At 70.0% G+C, this 18,373-nt stretch carries 13 protein-coding genes; 6 read left to right on the top strand and 7 right to left on the bottom strand.

The window, feature by feature from the left end; all coding sequences use genetic code 11:
* Nucleotides 1-12: 12 nt before the first annotated feature.
* Complete coding sequence (locus ACZ6JE_RS04695) at nucleotides 13-1,092, bottom strand: hypothetical protein (RefSeq protein WP_192058519.1); 1,080 nt, start codon at nucleotides 1,090-1,092, stop codon at nucleotides 13-15.
* A 95-nt stretch (nucleotides 1,093-1,187) separates the two neighbouring features.
* Between ACZ6JE_RS04695 and ACZ6JE_RS04690 the strand changes: the two genes are divergently transcribed.
* Nucleotides 1,188-3,122 (top strand): glycosyltransferase family protein, encoded by a 1,935-nt coding sequence (locus tag ACZ6JE_RS04690; RefSeq protein ID WP_464318325.1) that lies wholly within the window; start codon nucleotides 1,188-1,190, stop codon nucleotides 3,120-3,122.
* Between the two features lie 66 nt (nucleotides 3,123-3,188).
* Here ACZ6JE_RS04690 and ACZ6JE_RS04685 read toward each other — a convergent pair whose 3' ends face one another.
* From ACZ6JE_RS04685 to ACZ6JE_RS04670, 4 genes are all read right to left on the bottom strand, one after another.
* The gene (locus ACZ6JE_RS04685) at nucleotides 3,189-4,337 is read right to left on the bottom strand and encodes a glycosyltransferase family 2 protein (RefSeq protein WP_464318324.1); all 1,149 of its coding nucleotides are present in this window, start codon (nucleotides 4,335-4,337) and stop codon (nucleotides 3,189-3,191) included.
* Nucleotides 4,337-6,769, bottom strand: coding sequence for a glycosyltransferase (locus ACZ6JE_RS04680; protein WP_192058512.1), 2,433 nt, complete (start codon nucleotides 6,767-6,769; stop codon nucleotides 4,337-4,339). Before ACZ6JE_RS04680 ends, ACZ6JE_RS04685 begins: the two co-directional genes overlap by 1 nt.
* Nucleotides 6,770-6,981: 212 nt before the next feature.
* On the bottom strand, nucleotides 6,982-7,842 hold the full coding sequence (locus tag ACZ6JE_RS04675; RefSeq protein ID WP_464318323.1) for a glycosyltransferase family 2 protein: 861 nt from the start codon (nucleotides 7,840-7,842) through the stop codon (nucleotides 6,982-6,984).
* A complete protein-coding gene (locus ACZ6JE_RS04670) occupies nucleotides 7,839-8,951 on the bottom strand; it encodes a glycosyltransferase family 4 protein (protein WP_464318322.1) in 1,113 nt (370 codons plus the stop codon). Before ACZ6JE_RS04670 ends, ACZ6JE_RS04675 begins: the two co-directional genes overlap by 4 nt.
* 140 nt (nucleotides 8,952-9,091) lie before the next feature.
* Between ACZ6JE_RS04670 and ACZ6JE_RS04665 the strand changes: the two genes are divergently transcribed.
* Together ACZ6JE_RS04665 and ACZ6JE_RS04660 are read left to right on the top strand one after the other, a co-directional pair.
* Entirely contained in the window at nucleotides 9,092-9,925 is an 834-nt protein-coding gene (locus ACZ6JE_RS04665) for an ABC transporter permease (protein WP_192058505.1), read from the top strand.
* Complete coding sequence (locus ACZ6JE_RS04660; protein WP_243213575.1) at nucleotides 9,922-10,656, top strand: ABC transporter ATP-binding protein; 735 nt, start codon at nucleotides 9,922-9,924, stop codon at nucleotides 10,654-10,656. Before ACZ6JE_RS04665 ends, ACZ6JE_RS04660 begins: the two co-directional genes overlap by 4 nt.
* A gap of 16 nt (nucleotides 10,657-10,672) precedes the next feature.
* Here the strand turns inward: ACZ6JE_RS04660 and ACZ6JE_RS04655 are convergent, their stop codons facing one another.
* Complete coding sequence (locus ACZ6JE_RS04655) at nucleotides 10,673-11,635, bottom strand: glycosyltransferase family 2 protein (protein ID WP_320476880.1); 963 nt, start codon at nucleotides 11,633-11,635, stop codon at nucleotides 10,673-10,675.
* 181 nt (nucleotides 11,636-11,816) lie between these two features.
* Between ACZ6JE_RS04655 and ACZ6JE_RS04650 the strand changes: the two genes are divergently transcribed.
* Both ACZ6JE_RS04650 and ACZ6JE_RS04645 read left to right on the top strand, forming a co-directional pair.
* Nucleotides 11,817-13,616 (top strand): hypothetical protein, encoded by a 1,800-nt coding sequence (locus ACZ6JE_RS04650; protein WP_192058501.1) that lies wholly within the window; start codon nucleotides 11,817-11,819, stop codon nucleotides 13,614-13,616.
* A gap of 14 nt (nucleotides 13,617-13,630) precedes the next feature.
* Nucleotides 13,631-14,260 carry a hypothetical protein gene (locus ACZ6JE_RS04645; protein ID WP_464318321.1) on the top strand — a complete coding sequence of 210 codons (630 nt, stop codon included), beginning with the start codon at nucleotides 13,631-13,633 and terminating at the stop codon, nucleotides 14,258-14,260.
* A 55-nt stretch (nucleotides 14,261-14,315) separates the two neighbouring features.
* Here the strand turns inward: ACZ6JE_RS04645 and ACZ6JE_RS04640 are convergent, their stop codons facing one another.
* A complete protein-coding gene (locus ACZ6JE_RS04640; RefSeq protein ID WP_192058496.1) occupies nucleotides 14,316-16,874 on the bottom strand; it encodes a glycosyltransferase in 2,559 nt (852 codons plus the stop codon).
* A 124-nt stretch (nucleotides 16,875-16,998) separates the two neighbouring features.
* Between ACZ6JE_RS04640 and ACZ6JE_RS04635 the strand changes: the two genes are divergently transcribed.
* The gene (locus ACZ6JE_RS04635) at nucleotides 16,999-18,372 is read left to right on the top strand and encodes a hypothetical protein (RefSeq protein ID WP_192058495.1); all 1,374 of its coding nucleotides are present in this window, start codon (nucleotides 16,999-17,001) and stop codon (nucleotides 18,370-18,372) included.
* Nucleotide 18,373: the final 1 nt, after the last annotated feature.

The following is an 18,373-nucleotide window of genomic DNA, read 5'->3' as shown; positions in this document are numbered from 1 at the left end:
TCGGACCGCCGCTCACGCCTGGACGGGGCGTCCCGTCTTGGGTCGCGCCGAGCGGTTCCGTCGGCGTCGAGGGCTGGTCTTCAGCGACAGGAAGGCGCCCGACGGGCGGACCGTCACACGAGCGGCCTGCTCGCTGTTGTCCGCGCCGAGGGTCAACGGGAGGTCCAGGACACCGGGGACGTCGAGCCGGGCGAAGACGTCGTAGTTGCCGGGACGGGTGATGACGGCCCGGGGCACGGGGACGCCGTCGGCCTGCCCGGGTGACGACTGCACCACGTTCTCGACCAGCGTGCTGCGGTTGAGGAAGACCGTCGAGACGGCCGGGGTCGATTCGTACGCGGCCTCCGGAACGATGAGGAACTTGCCCCGTCGTTCTTGCACCAGCGAGAAACGACCGGTCTCGCCGAGGCGCACCACCGCCCGGGCCGCCTCGACCGAGTGCGCCAGTGCCGCGGTCAGGGAGCCTGCCCAGGGCCAGAAGTCGGCGTGCAGCACGTACGGACGCAGACGGTCCGCGAAGCGACCCGTGATGGCGGCGAGCTCGGCGAACTCCGCGTCGTCCGCCGAATCGACGACGGCGATCAGGTGACGCAGCAGGTGCGCCTCGTAGATGGTCGTGACGAGTCGTTCGGGGGCCGAGCTGCGGACGATCTGCTGTGCCAGGTCGAAGCCTCGCTGGAGGTCGTCCGCCCCGATCCGGCGGCCCTTGAGGTAGGTGCCCCCGGGCACGTCGGGGAGCATCGACGCGAGGTCGGATCGATCGGCCGACAGGAGCTGGTAGATGCGTCGCTGCTTCGGCTCGAGGCCGGCGACGACCTCGGGACGCGCGCCCAGTACGGCGGCGAGCGGGCCGGCGAGCGTCTCGCCCGATGTCGCGCTGCGGGTCAGGGTCCCCTCGGTGAGCGCGCGCATGGTGGGTGTCCACCAGGTGTGGCGGAGGAGGCGATCCAGTTCGGGCTTGGGGACGTCGCCCGCCCGGCCTGCGACCTCGGCGATCTCGGCCGCCAGCTCGACGACGTCCTGCTCGTCGGTGCCGAGTCCGGTGGCGGTGCCGGCTTCGGCTGCTGGGCGGTGAGTGTTCTCGGGTTGCACCTTGTCCTGCCTTCCATCCGCCACGACGGCGACGACGACGATCTTACGGCAAGGGTGCAGGCCGACCTCGGGGGATGCCCCAGTAGGCTCGAACAATGAGAGAAACGCCAGATTCGGGCCTCGGTCACCTCACGAACCGCCTCCGCTCGGTGGCCAGGAACCCCCGATCGGTGCTCGCCGCCGTGGCACGGCGTCTCGATCCGCCGACCGTTCAGGCCCCCTCGCTGGTGGCGACACGGGTGCGTGACATCACTCGCTCAGGGCCCGGTCGACCGGGCGTGACCGTGGTCCTCACCGTCCGGCACGACCAGGGCGCCTTCGTGCCCCACCGCCTCGCCGAGCTCGACGCCGCCCTGCCGCAGATCTCCGCGGAGCACGAGGTGATCGTCGCGGCCTATCAGGGTGCGGGCCTCCCGGCGGCGACCGCTCTGCCGACGGCGGCGCCCGCGCGCGCCTCCCTCGCCGACCTCCACGACGATTGGACCTCGGCCTTCGCCGCCGGTGCGAGCAGGGCCGCCTTCTCGCGTGTGCTCGTGCTCGACGCGGCCGTCGAGATCGACTCGTCGGTCATCGTCCGACTGGTCGGGCTGCATGACGGCGGCGTCACGACCCCCGTCGTGCGGGGGACCGACGACGTCGTCCTGTCGGCCGGGGCGTTCCGTCCGCATCGCTCGCTGGCCCCCGCGGACCTCCTCGAGGGGCATCCCTACGAAGACGCCGAGATCATGGGGGCGGCCGAGGTCTTCGGCGCCGCGCAGCCGGTCTTCGTCACCGACCTCGTCGATCTGCCCGAGCGACTGCCCGAGACATCGGACGAGGTCCTCGCGATCACCGCCCTGACCCGCGACGCGGGGCTGTCCGGCGGCCGAGGCGTGACGTCGACGCCCGTCGGTCGTGTGTACCGGGTGTCCGGTGCCGCGCTGCGCAGGCTCGACGCGCCCGCGGCCGAGCTCGTCGCGGCATGGAGCGACATCCCCGCGGACTCGTCGGCCCTGGGTCAGGCGGGGCTCTCCCTCGATGCCGTCGCGGGAGCCCGGGTGCCGGTCCGTCATCTCGTCAGGCCGGCCCGCCCGGTCGTCGGGGGCGGTCGAGTCGATCCGGCCTTCGACGGTGTCGACGGTCTCCCGCGTCTCCGCTGGTCGATCAAGATCGCGGCCCACCCCGGTGCGCGGGGCGACGACTGGGGAGACCTCTTCTTCGCACGCGACCTCGCCAACGCCCTCCGTCGTCTGGGCCAGCGGGTGGTCATCGATCACCGGCAGGCGCACAGCCGCCCCTGGTCCGAGCACCTGGACGACGTCAGCCTGACGCTCCGAGGGCTGGACGTCACCACGCCCTCGTCGGCCCGGACGAACATCCTCTGGGTCATCAGCCACCCCGAACTCGTCTCACGAGACGAGCTGTCGCTGTTCGATCTGAGGTACTCGGCCGGCGCCGCCTGGGCTGAGAGGACGACCGCATCGACGGGTCTGCCCGTCGAGACGCTGCTGCAGGCCACGGATCCGAACCGGTTCGCGGCCGGGGCGCAGGCATCCGACGTCGCGTCCGACGTCCTGTTCATCGGCAAGACGCGTCTCGTCTTCCGCCCCATCGTGCGAGACGCCCTCCAGGCCGGCGCGGACCTCACCCTCTACGGCGAGGGGTGGGCGGAGTTCGTCGACGCCGACTCGGTGGCGGGGGAGTTCGTCTCGAACGACGACCTGCCGGGTCACTACCGGGGTGCCCGCATCGTGCTGAACGACCACTGGGCCGACATGCGGGACTTCGGCTTCTTCTCGAACCGGCTGTTCGACGCGGCCAGCGCGGGGGCGCGCATCGTGTCGGACGACATCGCCGGCATCACGGACGTCTTCGGTCCGTCCGTGCAGGCGTACTCGAGCCCGGACGACCTCCGCAGACTCCTGAGCGACGATCAGGCATGGGCCCCCGACTCGGAGATCCAGGCGAACGCCCGCCGAATCGGTGCCGAGCACTCCTTCGACGCCCGAGCACGGCGCCTCATGACGGACGTCGTGCGTCACCGATCCTGATCGTCCCGCCGACGTCCCGGCCATCGGGCGGACCCTGAAGGAGGTGCGCGGCACCTTCTTCAGGGCCTACCGACGGCGGAGCCGGTTCAGCTGCTCGGCGGCCTTGACGATGCGGCGGTTGCGGAATCCCTCGAGTTCGCGATCGCGACGGTCGATCTCGGCGACGAGCTGACGGCGCTCTTCGGCCCACATCTCCTCGGCGAGCTCGAGGACCGCGGCACCGTCGGCCTCGACGAGCATGTACGTCTGCGCCAGCTCACGCTGCTCGGCGACGAACTCGGCCTCCATGAGGCTCTCGGGCGCCGTAGCCAGCTCGTGACGAGGGGCGGGGAGGAGCTCGAGTGATCGGGCGAGGGAATCGTCGAACCGGAAGGGGCCGTGGTCGGCGCCCGGCAGCAGGTCGGCGGGATCAGGTTGGCGGAGCAGGTAGATCGGCAGGAGTCGGTCCTGCTGGAGCCGTGCGTAGTCGCGCATGCCGTGGTGACGAGGGCTCGGCTTCAGTCTCGGGTTGTCGCGGTACGCGCGACCCGCGATCTCGACCTTGTGCTCGAACTGGCGCCACGAGCGCCACGGCAGGTGCAGCACCTCGAGCTCGAGACCGGCCGGCGGCTGGCCGGTCGAGGGGATCGACACGTGGTGGTTGCCCTGCTTGACGATGACACCCGCGTCTCCGACGTGGATCGCGTTCGGGGTCGGCTGGGCGTGGACTCCGCCGAGGCGCAGCTGCTCTTCGGAGCGGCCGTCGCGCCAGACGAGACGGCCGACGCCCGAGCCCGACCACGCCGGAGGGCCGACGAGGTTGACCACCGGCGCGGTGAAGGCCCCGAGCGAGGTCGGCATCTCACGGAAGACGTCGCGCAGCGTCTTCGAGGGGTCGACGGGACGCAGGAACTCGTCGGCGTCGGCGTTGATGACCCAGTCCGCCCCGAACTCCGTGTGGGCGCGGCGTGCCATGTTGGTGACCAGCTGACCCTGCTGCTTCTTCTGGACCGGTTCGTGGAACAGCCGGATGCGCCCCGCGGCCGCGTACTCCTCGAGGATCTCCGTCGTGCCGTCGGCCGACCCGTTGTCGGTGACGAGGATCTCGTCGACGCCCTGGGCGAGGTGGAACTCGAGCATCGTCTCGATGATGTCCGCCTCGTCGCGCACCATCATGGTCAAAGCCAGCGTCACGTCGGCGCTCCCGGTTCTCGTGGTCTTGTCGTCGGCGGTCATCAGGCGACGGGGCCTCTGCGGCTCGAGACGATCTCGATGGCCTTGTCGAGCATCACCGTGACGTCGTCGGCGACCGAGCCCGTCCGGGTCAGCACGGACTGCGTCGCGGGGACCGCTGCGGTCCGGCTGACGTCGCCGTCCGCCACGACGAGGTCGTAGGAGTGCGCTTCGTCGGGCGAGATCCGGACGGGGTCGCCGACCGTCCAGAGGAAGCTCGTCGCGCCGGGCTGCGGCGAGACGGCGACCGAGCCCTGGATGGTCACGGTCGCATCGTCGAGGTAGTCCGAGGTGCGGTAATGCGTGCCGCGCTGGTCGACGACGACCTCCTGTCCGTGCTGCTGCAGCACGCTGCGGATCTCGTCGACGAGCGGGTCGGTGGACTCGACTCCCCAGGTGGTCTCGTCGAACACGCTGTCGACCTTGATGGCCCAGCGGAGGCTCGGACGGCCAGCCGACGGCCCGTCGGGGACCATGCGGGGCGGGCGCACCACGACGGGGTGGCTGGTCCGCAGCAGGCGGAAGGCCTGGGGGGTGCCGGCGGTGGTGTGCAGCGCCTGGAGACCGGCGGCGGTGTAGCGGGGGAGGTCCGATGCGGGATAGCGCCCACGCCACCGCAGGTCGAACAGACCGCGGTTCAGCACGCTGGAGTTCATCCGGCCGACGCTCTTGGACTCGTGGTGGAAGACGGTCGACTCGAGGACCGTCTCGAAGTGGGCATCGTCGCGGAGCAGGTTGCCGCGCAGGCACAGGTCGACGTCCTCGAGACCGTTCTGGAACTCCGGATCGAACCCGCGCAGCTGGACCACGTCCGACGCGCGCATCATCAGCGCTGCGGCCGTGACGGCGGAGAACCGTCGCACCCCGGCGGCGTACGCATCGCTGCGCGGGTGGCTCGCCAGGAAGTGCCACGGCATGATGCGCTCGCCGTTGAAGAAGGTGCCGGCGGTCTGCACGGTGCCATCGGGATAGAGGAGGAGCGGCTGCACGCCGACGACATCGGGCGCCTCGCTGAGTCGATCGCGCAGCGCAGCCAACGACCCGGGTGCGACCACGGTGTCGTTGTTGAGGAAGATCGCGAACTCGCCCGAGCTCTGCGCGAAGGCCAGGTTGGAGCCCGTCGAGAAGTTGTGGTTGCGGGGCGAGCGGACGACGCGCACCCGGTCTTCGTCCTCGTAGAGGGCCGTCAGGATCGACGACACGGAGCGACGCGAGCCGTTGTCGACGATGACCACCTCGACGTCGCCGTCGGGCGACGAGTCGAGCACCGCGGCGACCGCGCGGCGGGTCATCGACCAGTCCTCGTAGGTGGGCATGCAGACGGAGATGCGCCCGGCGACCCGCTTCGGGAGTCCGACCTCTAGGGCTTCCCAGTCGATCAGATGCTTGCTGACGACGACCTTCTCCCAGACCCGGGGGTCTGCGGTGGAACGCGGCCTCACCGGTCGCTCGGGGAAGGTGTGTCGGACACCGCGCCCGGCGCGCACGCCGCGGCCCGACGAGAGCAGGCGGATGAGGAGATCGAAGTCCTCCGCGCCTCCCAGGTCGGTGTCCATGCCGCCGATCTCGGCGACGAGCTCGGCCTCGACGACGACGGCGGCCAGAGAGGTGTCTATGCCGCGTTCGCGGAGGGCGACGGGACCGAGGTCGTTGGCACTCCAGGCGACGAGATCGGAGTTGTGCTCGGAGACGCCGGCCGAGAACCAGGCGAACGACGTTCCGCTGCAGCGGGTGACCCCGTCGAGCAGCACACTCGGAGCCCAGCGGGACCCCGCGACCAGGAAGGCGACGGGGCCCGAGGCCACCTGCGCCAGGGCGGCCGCGAGGATGCGGCTCGGGTCGCCGTCGGCGGCCACGAACGTGAAGCGGTCGACGGCGAGACCCGACCCGGCGACGACGTCGCGGGCGGAGTCGACGTCGCCGACGACCACGGCCTTCCAGTCGCCGTGCGTCTGGGCCGCGAGGTCGCTCAGACGCTCGGTCAGGTCGGAGGCCTCGAGGGAGGTCGGGATGACGACCGTCACGGCGCGCGGACCGGCGATGGCCGGATCGGTGGCGGTCGAGCGCTTGGCGCCGACCGGTGCGAGCCAGGCGCGCTCTTCGGCGAAACGGCGCGCGTTCTCGACGACGGCGGCGCGGATCGCCGCGGTGGAGTCGTCGGTCTGGAGCGAGCGGAGCTGCGACAGCGGCCCCTCCGCCCCGACGGGGAAGCGGTCGTCGACGGGCCCGCAGGAGGTGCCCGCCGCATCGTCGAGGAGGTACGCGACGCCGAGCTTCTCCGCCGGAGTCGACAGCCCAGCCAGCAGCCATTCGGGCTCGAACAGGGGGTTGAGAGAGAAGTCCTCACCGCGTGTCCGGCTCATCAGATGACGCGCCGCCGCCTCGTCGGACGAGAACGTCTGCCCCGTCTGGATCTCGTAGTAGCGGCGATCCACGACGCCGGCCCGGGCGATGCGTCTCGCCCAGAGCTCGCGCCGGACGGGGGCCGCCTTGGGCGTCTGGGCGAGACTCCGCAGACCGGCGGTGGCACGGTCTCGAAGAGCGGGTAGGGGGCTCGTGCGTTCGTTGATGATTGCTCCGTCTGTGAATGTCGAGGGCCGCGACGTCGACTCGATCTTACCCAGGGGTCGTCGTGCAGCCCGTCGGGTCAGGGGGCCCCGTGTCTCGCGAGCAGCGCCGCCCGCACACGCAGGCCGACGTGGACCACGAGCCGGAGCGGGGCGGCGAGAGGACCGGGATAGAGGGTGTCGACGAACCGCCCGGCCGAGACGTGATGCGCCTTGACCATGGCCGCCCGCCGACCCGACGTCGAGTGCGCGCCGACGTGGACGATCGAGGCCGACGGGACGAAGCGCCTGAGCCAGCCCGCCCGGTGGAGCCGGAGCGAGAGGTCGACGTCTTCGAAGTACATGAAGTAGCCCTCGTCGAAGCCCGAGACGTCGACGTACGCCTCGCGGCGGACGAGCAGGCACGCGCCGCTCAGCCAGTCGACGTCGCGCGAGCCGCCCTCGACCCCCGCCATCAGGTAGGCGGTGCTCCAGGGGTTGTTCTTCCAGATGCGGGCGAAGAGCGCGTGGCCTGTTCCCGAGACGATCGAGGGGAACCGCCGGGCCGACGGGTAGGGCACGCCCGCCTCGTCGGTGATCGCCGGGCCGAGCGCGCCGATGCGGGCGTCCCGCACGCCCTCCTCGACGAGTGCGTCCACCGAGCCGGGTGCCAGCTCGGTGTCCGGGTTCGCGATCAGGATCCAGTCGACGTCGGCGTCGAGATCCCGCGCAGCGGCGTTGATGGCGCTGCCGTAGCCGACGTTCTCGTCGAGCTCGAGCAACGAGAGGTCGGGGTCGGCGAGGGCCGCGGCGCGGGGGGCGCCGTCGGACGAGCCGTTGTCGACGACGACGACCGTGTACGCCCGCGTCGTGGCCTCGGGCACGGAGGCCAGGAACTTCTCGAGATGCCCGCCCGAGTCGTAGGTGACCGTGACGATGAGGATGCGTCCGTCGGGGCTCATCGGTGTCCTCTCGTCGCCGCACCCGTCCAGGCGCGCTCGTGGGCTTCGGCGCAGGACGCCCAGTCGAAGGTCTCGGCACGCTCTCGGGCACGAGGGCGCAGGTCGTCGCTCGCGGGGGACAGGGCCGTGACGAGTGTAGCGGCGAGCGACGCGTCGTCGACGTCGCTGTACAGGACGCAGTCGCCGCCCACCTCGGGCAGCGACAGGCGCGTCGTGGTCACGACCACCGCGGCGCACGACATCGCCTCGAGCACCGGCAGACCGAAGCCCTCGCCGAGGCTGGGGTAGGCCACGCAGTCGGCGTCGCCGAGGAACGCGGCGAGGGCTTCGAGGGGCAGGTAGCCGAGGAGGCGCACGTCGAGATCGTCCCCCGCGTCGCGTACCGCGTCGTCGACCGTGGCATCCCACCCCGGTGCGCCCGCCAGCAGCAGGGCGGGCGCGCTCAGACCGGCGGCCCGGCGCTCTCGGGCGACCCGTCTCGCCGCGCGGATCAGCGCCGCCGTGTTCTTGCGGGGCTCGAGTGTCCCGAGGAAGGCGATCCAGGTCGCAGGGAGGTCGGGCACGGCGTCGGCCAGGGCCTGGCGGTCGGCGGCGGTGGGGGGATGGAAGATCCCCCCGTCGACTCCGAGAGGAGCGACGACGACACGGCGGAGCGGGCGCCCCAGGGCCTCGCGCACCCCCTCGGCGGTGGCCCGACTGGGTGTCACGACCGTGTCGGCGAGACGCGCCGTCAGTCGTGTCCATGCTCGGAAGAACCGCGCCTTCGACGGGATGTGCCACTCGGGTGAGCTGAAGAACGTCGCGTCGTGCAATGTGACGACGCGGGCCCGACGTGTGGCCAGAGGCATCGTGTAGTGCGGCGAGTGGATGACGTCGGCGCCCAGTCTGTCGGCCAGGCGGGGGAGGCCCGTCTGCTCCCAGACGAAGCGACCGAGGGTCGACGATGTGAGGGCGGGTGCCGCGACGATGCGCGCACCCGGGGCCGCACGGACCAGCTCGGCCTCCGCCCCGGGGCTGACGACGACGATCAGCTCGACGACGCCCCGCGACGCGACCTCACGGACGAGCGAGACGATGTAACGGCCGACGCCGCCGAGCGAATCGGGCATCGACGTCGCATCGAGGAGGACCCTCGGTGTGCTGGTCGAGTGCCGAGAGGCGTTCGAGTATGATGACGTGTCGATCTTTCGAGTCTAGACCAGGAGCATCGGCGACGAGTCTCTGTCGCCACCTGGCAGAAAGCTGTTGCATGACGTACTTCCGAGAACTCTGGGCGTCCCGGGAACTCCTGCTGAATCTCACCATGAGAGAGATCACGGGACGATACAAGCGCACTGTTCTCGGACAGCTCTGGTCGCTTCTCAACCCGCTCGCCTCCATGCTCGTCTACACGATCGTCTTCGGCATCATCTTCCGAAGCGACCCGGGCCCCGGTGATCCCAGCGGACTCGACGTCTTCGCGCTCTGGCTGCTCTGCGGGCTGCTGCCCTTCCAGTTCTTCCAGAACGCGGTGAACGGCGGCATGGGCGCCATCTGGGCCAACACGGCTCTCGTGAAGAAGGTCTACTTCCCGCGGACGAACCTCGTGCTCGCCGCCTCGTTCTCGGCGGCGTTCAACTGGTCGATCGAGATGCTGATCCTCGCCGCGGCCGTCCTGGTGGCCGGCGCCTTCGTGCTGCCGTTCCTGCCCCTCGTCGTCGTCTTCATGGTGCTGCTGGTGATCATGTCGACGGGCATCGGGCTCATCCTCGCCGTGGTCAACGTCTACTTCCAGGACATGCAGCACATCATCGGCATCGCGCTCCGACTGCTGATGTACCTGAGCCCCGTCGTCTACCCGGTGAGCTACGTCGCCGACCGGTCCGCCAACTTCGGGCCGATCGTCGGCGACATCACGCTGCTCCAGATCTACGAGCTGAACCCGCTGGAACGCTTCATCAGCGTCTTCCGGCAGCTGCTGTACGACAACCGTCTGCCCGACATGAGCGACACGCTCTGGTGCCTCGCCTGGACCATCGTGTTCGCGGTCGTGGGAATCCTGGTCTTCAAGGCCAACGAGAAGAAGCTGGCGGAAATGCTGTGACCGAACCCGCAGTGGTCGTCGACCACGTCTCGAAGAAGTTCCGCCTGTTCAAAGAGAGCAACCGCTCGCTCAAGTCCGTCGCCATGCGGGGTCGTTCCGTCCATGAGGACTTCTGGGCAGTGCGCGACGTCAGCTTCACCGTCCCCCAGGGGTCGACCTTCGGCTTGATCGGTCGCAACGGCTCGGGCAAGTCCACGCTGCTCAAGACCCTGGCGAAGATCCTCTACCCCGACCGCGGCACGATCTCCTCGACGGGGCGTCTCGCCGCGATGCTCGAGGTCGGCAGCGGCTTCCACCCGGAGCTGTCGGGGCGCGAGAACATCTACCTCAACGGGTCGATCCTCGGGCTGAGCCGCAAGCAGATCTCCGCACGGCTCGACGAGATCATCGACTTCTCCGAGGTGGGCGACTTCATCGACCAGCCGGTCAAGAACTACTCGTCGGGCATGTACGTCCGGCTCGGGTTCTCGATCGCGATCACCGTCCGTCCCGACATCCTCGTCGTCGACGAGGTGCTCGCGGTCGGCGACTCGGCCTTCCAGCGCAAGAGCGCGAAGAAGTTCGAAGAGCTCCGCGACGGTGGTCGCACGGTCATCCTCGTCACCCACTCGATGGCCAACATCCGCAACATGTGCGATCACGTCGCCTGGCTCGACCGCGGCAAGCTCGTCAGGGTCGGCGAGGCCAAGCCCGTCTCCGCCGAGTACGAGGAGTTCATGCGCTCGCAGTGATGCTCCGGCGTCTCCGTCAGCGTGTGATCAGCGCGCGGATCTCGGCGGAGGTCAGCGTCGTCGTACGACGCAGTCGTCGGCGCGTCGCCAGATCGCGGGGGAGCGCCCGTAGCGCGCCGAGCGTGCCTCGAGCGACCGGCCCCAGCGTGCGCCGTCCCGCAGGGCTCGTCGCGAGACGGGCCATCCTCACCAGGGCGGACGCCCAGGCTGCGGAGGCGACCCGGGCCGGAGCGTGGCGGGTGGCGACGATCAGCCGGTTGCGCGTGTTGTAGAACGTGAAGACGGGGCTGTCGAGCCCGCTGCTGAAGGCGTGTCGATGCGTCACGACCGCGTCATGGGCGTAGCCGACGTCGTATCCGTGTCGTCGCAGGCGCCAGCTCAACTCGGTGTCCTCGTAATACAGGAACAGCGTGGGGTCGAAGTTCCCGACCTCGTCGAGAGCACTCCGACGGAGGGCGGCGGCGCCGCCGCAGAAGCCGAACACCTCAGGAGGTGCAGGAGGCGCGTCGTCCCTCTCGAGGTAGCCCCGGTCGCGCCCGTTGCCGGTGGGCCCGACCTCGGAGCCCGTGGAGTTGACGAGCGGCACGCCGCGGTCGTCCTCGCTTCCGGCGAGCACGATGTGCCCGGTCACGGCGCCGCGCCGCGGACCGCCGCGGTCGAGGGCGTCGACGATCCGCTCGATGAAGTCGGGGTCGACCGTGGCGTCGTTGTTCACGAGGACGATCGCCTCGCCGGTCGTGGAGTCGATCCCGAGCGCCACGCCGCCCGCGAAGCCGAGATTGACCTGCGAACGCACGATCGCCGCCGACGGAGCGACAGCGCGGGCGAGCACCACGGAGTCGTCGACCGAGCCGTTGTCGACGACCGTGATCGTCACGGCGCGGCTCGAGCGGTCGGCCGAGACCAGCAGGGACCGGAGGCAGTCGCCCAGGACGGCCGAGCCGTTCCAGTTCACGACGACGACATCGACGGAGATCATGCGTCGCCTTTCACCGAACTTATGGGTCGCGACCCGACGACGGTCGAGGTTATGATCGCTGCACAACACATGACGTCTGGACCAGCATCCGACCCGAGAATATCAGAGCGATCAGGCGCTCGGACCTCAGGGGCACTCCCGCGCTGGGTCCGGCGGCGTCGACCGATCAGGGGATACGCCTATGTTCACCGATTCCAGGAGGGCACGACCGCGACGAGCGCTGACCAGGGTCGTGGCGGTCGTCGCGGCGTCGATGCTGCTGGCGACGGTCGCCGTCGTGGCCGACGGGACGACGGCCCCTCGGGCGGAGGCCGCCACGGGTTCGGACTTCAACCCCGGCTTCATCATCAGCGATCAGAACTTCTACGATGCGTCGTCGATGACCGGCGATCAGGTGCAGACCTTCCTCCAGGCACGGGGCAGCGCGTCGTGCACGGGGGCCACCTGTCTGAAGCACGTGAGGGTCGATTCGCAGAACCGTGTGGCCGACAACGTGTGCCGTGCCTACACGGGGGGCAGGTCCGTGCGGTTCGCGGACGTCCTCTCGCGGGTCGCCGCGGCATGCGGCATCAACCCCAAGGTGCTCCTCGTGACCCTCGAGAAGGAGCAGTCGCTCATCACGACGTCGAGGTCGCCGAGCCGGTCGACCCTCGACCGGGCGCTCGGCTACGGCTGCCCCGACACGGCCGCGTGCGACCCCGCCTTCGCGGGTCTCGACCGGCAGATCTACTCGGCTGCGCGTCAGTTCAAGAACTACTCCGTGGCCTCGGACTTCTTCACGTGGTTCCCCGTCGGGGGCACGGTGTCGGTCTCGTACCAGGCCAACGCCCCCTCCTGCGGCAGCTCCCGGGTGACGATCCAGAACAAGGCGACAGCGGCTCTCTACTACTACACGCCCTATCAGCCCAACGCGGCGGCTCTGAAGAACCTGTACGGCACAGGCGACTCGTGCTCCGCCTACGGCAACCGCAACTTCTGGCGACTCTTCAGCGACTGGTTCGGCAGCCCCATCGGCAGGGTCGACCCGCGCGGCGCCCTCGACGCCGCCTCCCTCGACGGGCTCGGGGTGGCTCGAGTGTCCGGCTGGGCGGCCGACCCGGACACCGCTGCGCCGATCTCCGTCCACCTGTACGTCGACGGGCGGGCGACGACGAGCGTCCGCGCCGATCGCAATCGACCGGACATCGCCCGCGCCTACCCCGAGTGGGGTGCCCGACACGGGTACGCCGCCACGCTCACGGGGCTCTCCGCGGGCACCCACCAGGTGTGCGCCTACGGGATCAACGTGTCGGTCGGGAAGAACAGTCTCCTCGGCTGCCGCTCCGTCACGACGCCGACGCAGCCGCGGGGCAGCGTCGACTCGGTGCGCGCGACGGGCCCCGGCACCGTCTCGTTGGCCGGCTGGGCGATCGACCCGAACACGACGGCGCCCATCCGCGTCCACGCCTACGTCGACGGTCGGGCGGTGACGTCGGTCCCGGCGAACGGCGCGCGCGCGGACATCGTGTCCTCCGTCCCCGGCTACGGGGCCGCACACGGCTACTCGACCACGCTGACGGGCCTGAAGCCCGGTGATCGTCGCGTCTGCGTCTACGGGATCAACGTCGGTCGGGGCAGCAACGCCCTCCTCGGCTGCAAGACGGTCAGCGTGCCGTCGGGCTCTCCCGTCGGCCGGCTCGACTCGACCACGAGTCCGCAGAAGGGCGTCGTGAAGGCATCCGGGTGGGCGCTCGACCCCGACACGGCCTCCTCCATCACCGTGCATCTCTACATCGACGGCAAGCCGGTCCTCGCGACACCCGCCACCGGTTCGCGCCCCGACGTCGCCGGCGCCTACCCGGGCTACGGGGCAGCTCACGGCTACTCGGCGAGCATCTCCGGCGTCGCGCCCGGCACGCGCCAGGTGTGCGCCTACGGGATCAACGTGGGCGTCGGGAAGAACATCGCCATCGGCTCGTGCAAGACCGTGGTCGTCTCGTGAGGAGACCACGACTGGTGGCTGCCATCGCAGGAGGCGCGGTGATCGTCGTCGCCGCAGGAGTCGCCCTGTACGTGCTGCGTCCGACCACGGACGATGCGGCGGGGCCTGTGCCCACGTCGGAGGCACCCAGCCCGACGGCGACGGCGACACCCGCACCGTCGCGCACGGCGACGGCTCCGGCTCCGTCGGCTTCGGCTCCGCAGCCGGAGACGCCTCCGGCGCAGTCCGACGACGATGCGACGTCGCCGGGTTCCGCGCCCGTGGTCCCCGAACCCCAGGCGGCGCCCTCGGCCCGTCCGACTGCCGCGCCCGACGACTCGGTGGACGATCAGGATCTCACCACCGTCACGGTGACCGTGCCGACGGCCCGATGGGACGCTGCGACCGAGACGCTGACCGCGGCGGGGATCGTCGACGGAGTCGTCGAGACCGGAGGGGTGTGCACCCTCGAGGCCAGATCGGGTGGTGAGGTCGTGCGGGCGACGTCGACGGCTCGAGGCGATGCGACGGCGACGTACTGCGGTTCGGTCTCGGTCAGCACCGCGGACCGCGCGGCCGGAGACTGGTCGGTGACGATGTCGTACCGCTCGTCCACGTCGACCGGCACGTCGGCGGTCGTCCCGGTCGGCGTCCGTCGATCCTGACCGGAAGCCGGACGGGCCCGCCCGCCCCCGAGGGGCTGGCGGGCCCGTCGTCTTCTCAGCGGGGCTTGATCAGACGGCGTCGCACCCGGGTGTAGACCGCGTTGACGCCGCCGTGGCGGAGGTAGAACAGCGCCCGCTCGGCGTCGTGCGCGAGACCGTGACGACGAGGCGGTCGCACGGTGATCAGGCTGCGAGCCGATCGCCGGCCAGGGCCGGGGGCCCCCGGCATGGGCGCGCTCGATCGCGGCGTCTTGTCTGCGGCACGTACGGGCTGACGGCAGAACTCGAGGAGGGGCGCGAGAGCGTTCTCCCACACGAACTGCTTCCGCACGGCGGCGATCTCGCGCTTGGCCGACGCTCTCGCCTCGTCGTCGTAGAGCATCGACTCGAGAGCGGCCGACAGGGCGTCGACGTCGAGCTCGGGGACGGCGACGCCGAGCCCGCTGCTCTCCACGAGGTCGCCGAAGCTGTCGCCGCGCGTGCTGACGATGGGCAGACCCGTCCAGAGGTAGTCCAGGATCCGCGTGCGGAACGAGAAGGTGGTCTCGACGTGCGTGAAGTGCGTCGAGACCCCGGCGTCCGCTTCGAGCAGGTAGTTCTGGCGGTCCTCGTAGTCGACCCACGAGTCGTTCAGGAAGACGTTCTTGTCGAGCACGCCCAGCTGGCGGGCGAGATCTCGGGTCTCGGCGACGATGGCCATCTCGGGGACGTCGGGGTTGGGATGCTTCGTCCCCATGAAGAACAGCCGGACGTCGTCGCGTCGCGTCGCGAGATCGGCGACCGCTCGCACCAGGGTCTTCGGGTCGAACCAGTTGTAGAGACCACCGGCCCAGACGACGATCTTGTCGTCCTCGCCGATGCCGGGGACGACGCCCCGGAGAGCGCGTCGCGTGTGCACGGGCTCGCTGTCGGGCAGACCGAACGGCGCGATGGCGAGCAGCGAGTTGAGCGACTCGTCACGGCTGTAGTTGTGGGCGTTGATGCGGCCCATGGCGGCCATCTGCCCGAGCCAGAAGAGCCTCTGGCGCTCGGACGCGCAGAGGAAGAAGTCGCCGAGGCCGATCTGCTTGTTCAGCGAGTCGGCGGCACCCAGGATCTGGTCGTCCCACTCGTCGAGGTCCTTCTCCCGTCCCTGTTCGAGCTGCTCGAGGTGCATCGGGTCGTAGATGTCGACGACGAGCACCTTCTGCGTGCTCTCGAGCACCTCGAACTGCTGGAGCGCGTAGCCCTGGACGACGATGACGTCCGCCCAGTCCTCGTGACGGGCCATGGCGGCCGGGAAGTGCGGCGACACCACCTCGATGTCGAAGGGAGCCTCCATCGTCTCGGCCGTGGTGAGGCTGACGACGCGGACGTCGTGCTCCTTCGAGAGCAGCAGAGCCATGTTCCAGACCCGGATCGCCGGCCCGGCCATCTTCTTGCCGAAGGAGTCGCCGGTGACGATGAGGATGCGTCGTCGGTTCGAGGCCGTGGCGGAGGGGTCGTCCGTCGACGCCTCGAGGGAGGACGGTCGCCCGGCCATGACGGCGAACGCGTCGACCACGGCGTCGTAGCCGTCGAGGTAGCGGGGCATATCGGCCAGCGGGGTGTCGGTGACCCCGAACAGTCGCGAGAGCTCGCGGTCGGTTCGACGTCGACCGGCCTGAAGCTCACGGCGGGTCTCGGTCAGCGAGGGGAGGTCGTCGACGAAGGCGTCGATGGCGAAGGCGCCAGCGGCACTCGTCTTGGGGATGGACATGTCGGGATCGCTGTCGTCGCCGGGCACCCGCAGGTCGAGCACGCCGGAGTCGACTCCGCCCCGGGCGAGAGAGCGACGGATGATGAGCGACATCGCGGCCGGGAGGGCCCTGTTGAGCGACTCCTCGTCGAGGTTCTTGTAGATCGTGTAGAGGGCGTTGCGCTCGAGCAGGTACATCTCTCGGAAGTCGCCGTAGTCCTTCATCGAGGCGTGGTGCTTGTGGTACGCCAAGGACGCCGGCTGGTAGCGGACGCGCCACCCCAGCAGGTTCAGCCGCCAGCCGAGGTCGACGTCGTCGTAGAACATGAAGAGGCGCTCGTCGAAGCCGCCCACCTGCTCGAAGACCTCGGCCCGGACGAACAGGGCGGCACCGGTGCCGAAGAGGATGTCTCGGGCCTCGTCGTGGCTGCCGTCGTCGGGCTCGAGGTAGTGCGGCTTGTGACCCATGCCGAACCACGAGACGGCGGAGTCGACGAAGTCGATCTTCCGGCCCTCCCAGTCGAGCACCTTCGAGGCCACCGCGGCGATGTCCCGACCCTGGTGGAAGGTCTGCACGGCCGCGCGGACCCAGGCCGCGTCGGGGCGCGCGTCGTTGTTCAGGAAGGCGACGAACTCGCCGCTCGACTTCGCCACGCCGAGGTTGCTCCCGCCCGTGAACCCGAGGTTCTTCTTGGACTTGACGAGCATGATGTCGCGGTGCGCCTCGCGGATGCGGGCCGCGCTGTCGTCGCCCGAGCCGTTCTCGACGACGATGATCTCGAGGCGCTCCTTCGGCCAGTCGACCTTCTTGAGCTCGGAGATGCAGGCGATGGTGTCGTCCGCACCGCGGAAGTTCACGAGGACGACGGAGACGACTCCGGGGCGGCGTTCAGTCACGAAGGGCCTTTCACAGGGGGCGGAACGGCGAGTCTAGCAACCGGCCGACACGCCGGATGGGGCTCGGTGCCCCGGCAGCATGCCACGATGGATGCTCATGTGCTCGGTCGCCCAGGGGGAATCCATGTCGTCAACTGCTCCTCCGGCGATGGTCGCCGACGATGGCACCTCGGCCGGTCCTGTCGCGCGCAGGATCGCGGGGATCGCCGTGCCCCTGCTGCTCGTCGTCGTCGGCACGGTGGTGTCGTGGCTGCGTCTCCCTCCCGCGGCGCGCTCCACCCTCTGGGCCGAGGACGGTCGCAACTTCATCGGGGACCGCATCGCGGACGGCCCGATCGCAGGCCTGCTGACCGTCTACGAGGGGTACTTCCACGTCGTGCCGCGGATCATCGCCGATCTCGTGGTCTCGCTGCTGCCGGTCGACCGGTACGCCGTCGCGATGTCGGCCGCCTCCTGCGTCGTGGTCGGTCTCGTGACCGCCCTCGTCTACGTCACCTCGCGCTCGGTCGTGCCCGGGGTCGTGGCCCGGGTCGTCGTCGCGTCCATCACCTTCCTGGTGCCGAGCGCCTCGATCGAGGTGCTCGGCAACACCGCGAACCTGCACTGGTACTTCATCTGGGCCGCACCGTGGATGCTCCTGTCCCAACCGCGGACGAGACGGAGCGGCGTCCTGCTCGGCGTCGTGATGCTCGCGGCCGGCCTGACCGAGATCCAGCTGATCCTCTTCGTGCCGCTCGTGCTGCTGGCCTGGCGCCGACCGTTCGCACGCCCGATGTGCGTCGCGCTCGTCTTGAGCGTCGGTGCCCAGGTCGCCGCGACCCTGCTGTCTCCTCGAACCGAGAACACCAACGCGATCAGCGGCCTCGACTCGATCGCCATCGGGTATCTGCTCAACGCGGTGGGCGGAACGATCGCGGCGACGACGGACGGCGTGAAGAACCTGGTCGCGGACGCAGGACTCCTGCCGCTCGTCCTCACTCTGCTCGTGGCGGTCGCCGCCGCCGTCTACCTCGTGGTCCGCGGAGATCTGCGCGAGCGCGTCTTCGCCGTGACAGCGGCCGCCGCCTCCGCAGGGATCTGGGTGGCCGCGGTGACGCTGAACCCCCAAGAGCAGTTCGAGTACGCGCAGACGATCGACGAAGGGCTCCCGACGTTCGTCCTGCTGCGCTACGCGGTCGTCCCCTCGATGTTCCTCCTGGCGGTGACGGTGGTGGCCGCGTCACGACTCTGGCGCGAGCGTGGCCCCGTCCGTCTCATCGCCCCGCTGCTGGCGGTGCTCGTCGTCGCCGTCCAGTTGAGCGGCGTCGTCACGACGGAGAACCGCCGACACAAAGGCCCCATCTGGTCGGTGCAGGTGGACCAGGCCGAGACGGCCTGCCTCTCGATCGATCCGTCCGCCGTCGAGACCATCCGGACGGCGCCGGAGCGGCGTTCGCCCCCCAGTCCCTGGAACGTCATGATCGAATGCGACGATCTCCTCGGCGGCCGCGTGGAGTGAC

This window comes from Frigoribacterium sp. AC759, assembly GCF_979256015.1.
Note: the sequence above shows the minus strand (reverse complement) of the source record. Positions and strands in the feature narration are given on the sequence as shown.

Coding starts and splice junctions, on each gene's coding strand:
- ACZ6JE_RS04690 (WP_464318325.1), top strand. CDS start 1,188: ATGAGAGAAACGCCAGATTCGGGCCTCGGTCACCTCACGAACCGCCTC.
- ACZ6JE_RS04670 (WP_464318322.1), bottom strand. CDS start 8,951: ATGCCCGATTCGCTCGGCGGCGTCGGCCGTTACATCGTCTCGCTCGTC.
- ACZ6JE_RS04650 (WP_192058501.1), top strand. CDS start 11,817: ATGTTCACCGATTCCAGGAGGGCACGACCGCGACGAGCGCTGACCAGG.
- ACZ6JE_RS04685 (WP_464318324.1), bottom strand. CDS start 4,337: ATGACCGCCGACGACAAGACCACGAGAACCGGGAGCGCCGACGTGACG.
- ACZ6JE_RS04665 (WP_192058505.1), top strand. CDS start 9,092: ATGACGTACTTCCGAGAACTCTGGGCGTCCCGGGAACTCCTGCTGAAT.
- ACZ6JE_RS04635 (WP_192058495.1), top strand. CDS start 16,999: ATGTCGTCAACTGCTCCTCCGGCGATGGTCGCCGACGATGGCACCTCG.
- ACZ6JE_RS04655 (WP_320476880.1), bottom strand. CDS start 11,635: ATGATCTCCGTCGATGTCGTCGTCGTGAACTGGAACGGCTCGGCCGTC.
- ACZ6JE_RS04675 (WP_464318323.1), bottom strand. CDS start 7,842: ATGAGCCCCGACGGACGCATCCTCATCGTCACGGTCACCTACGACTCG.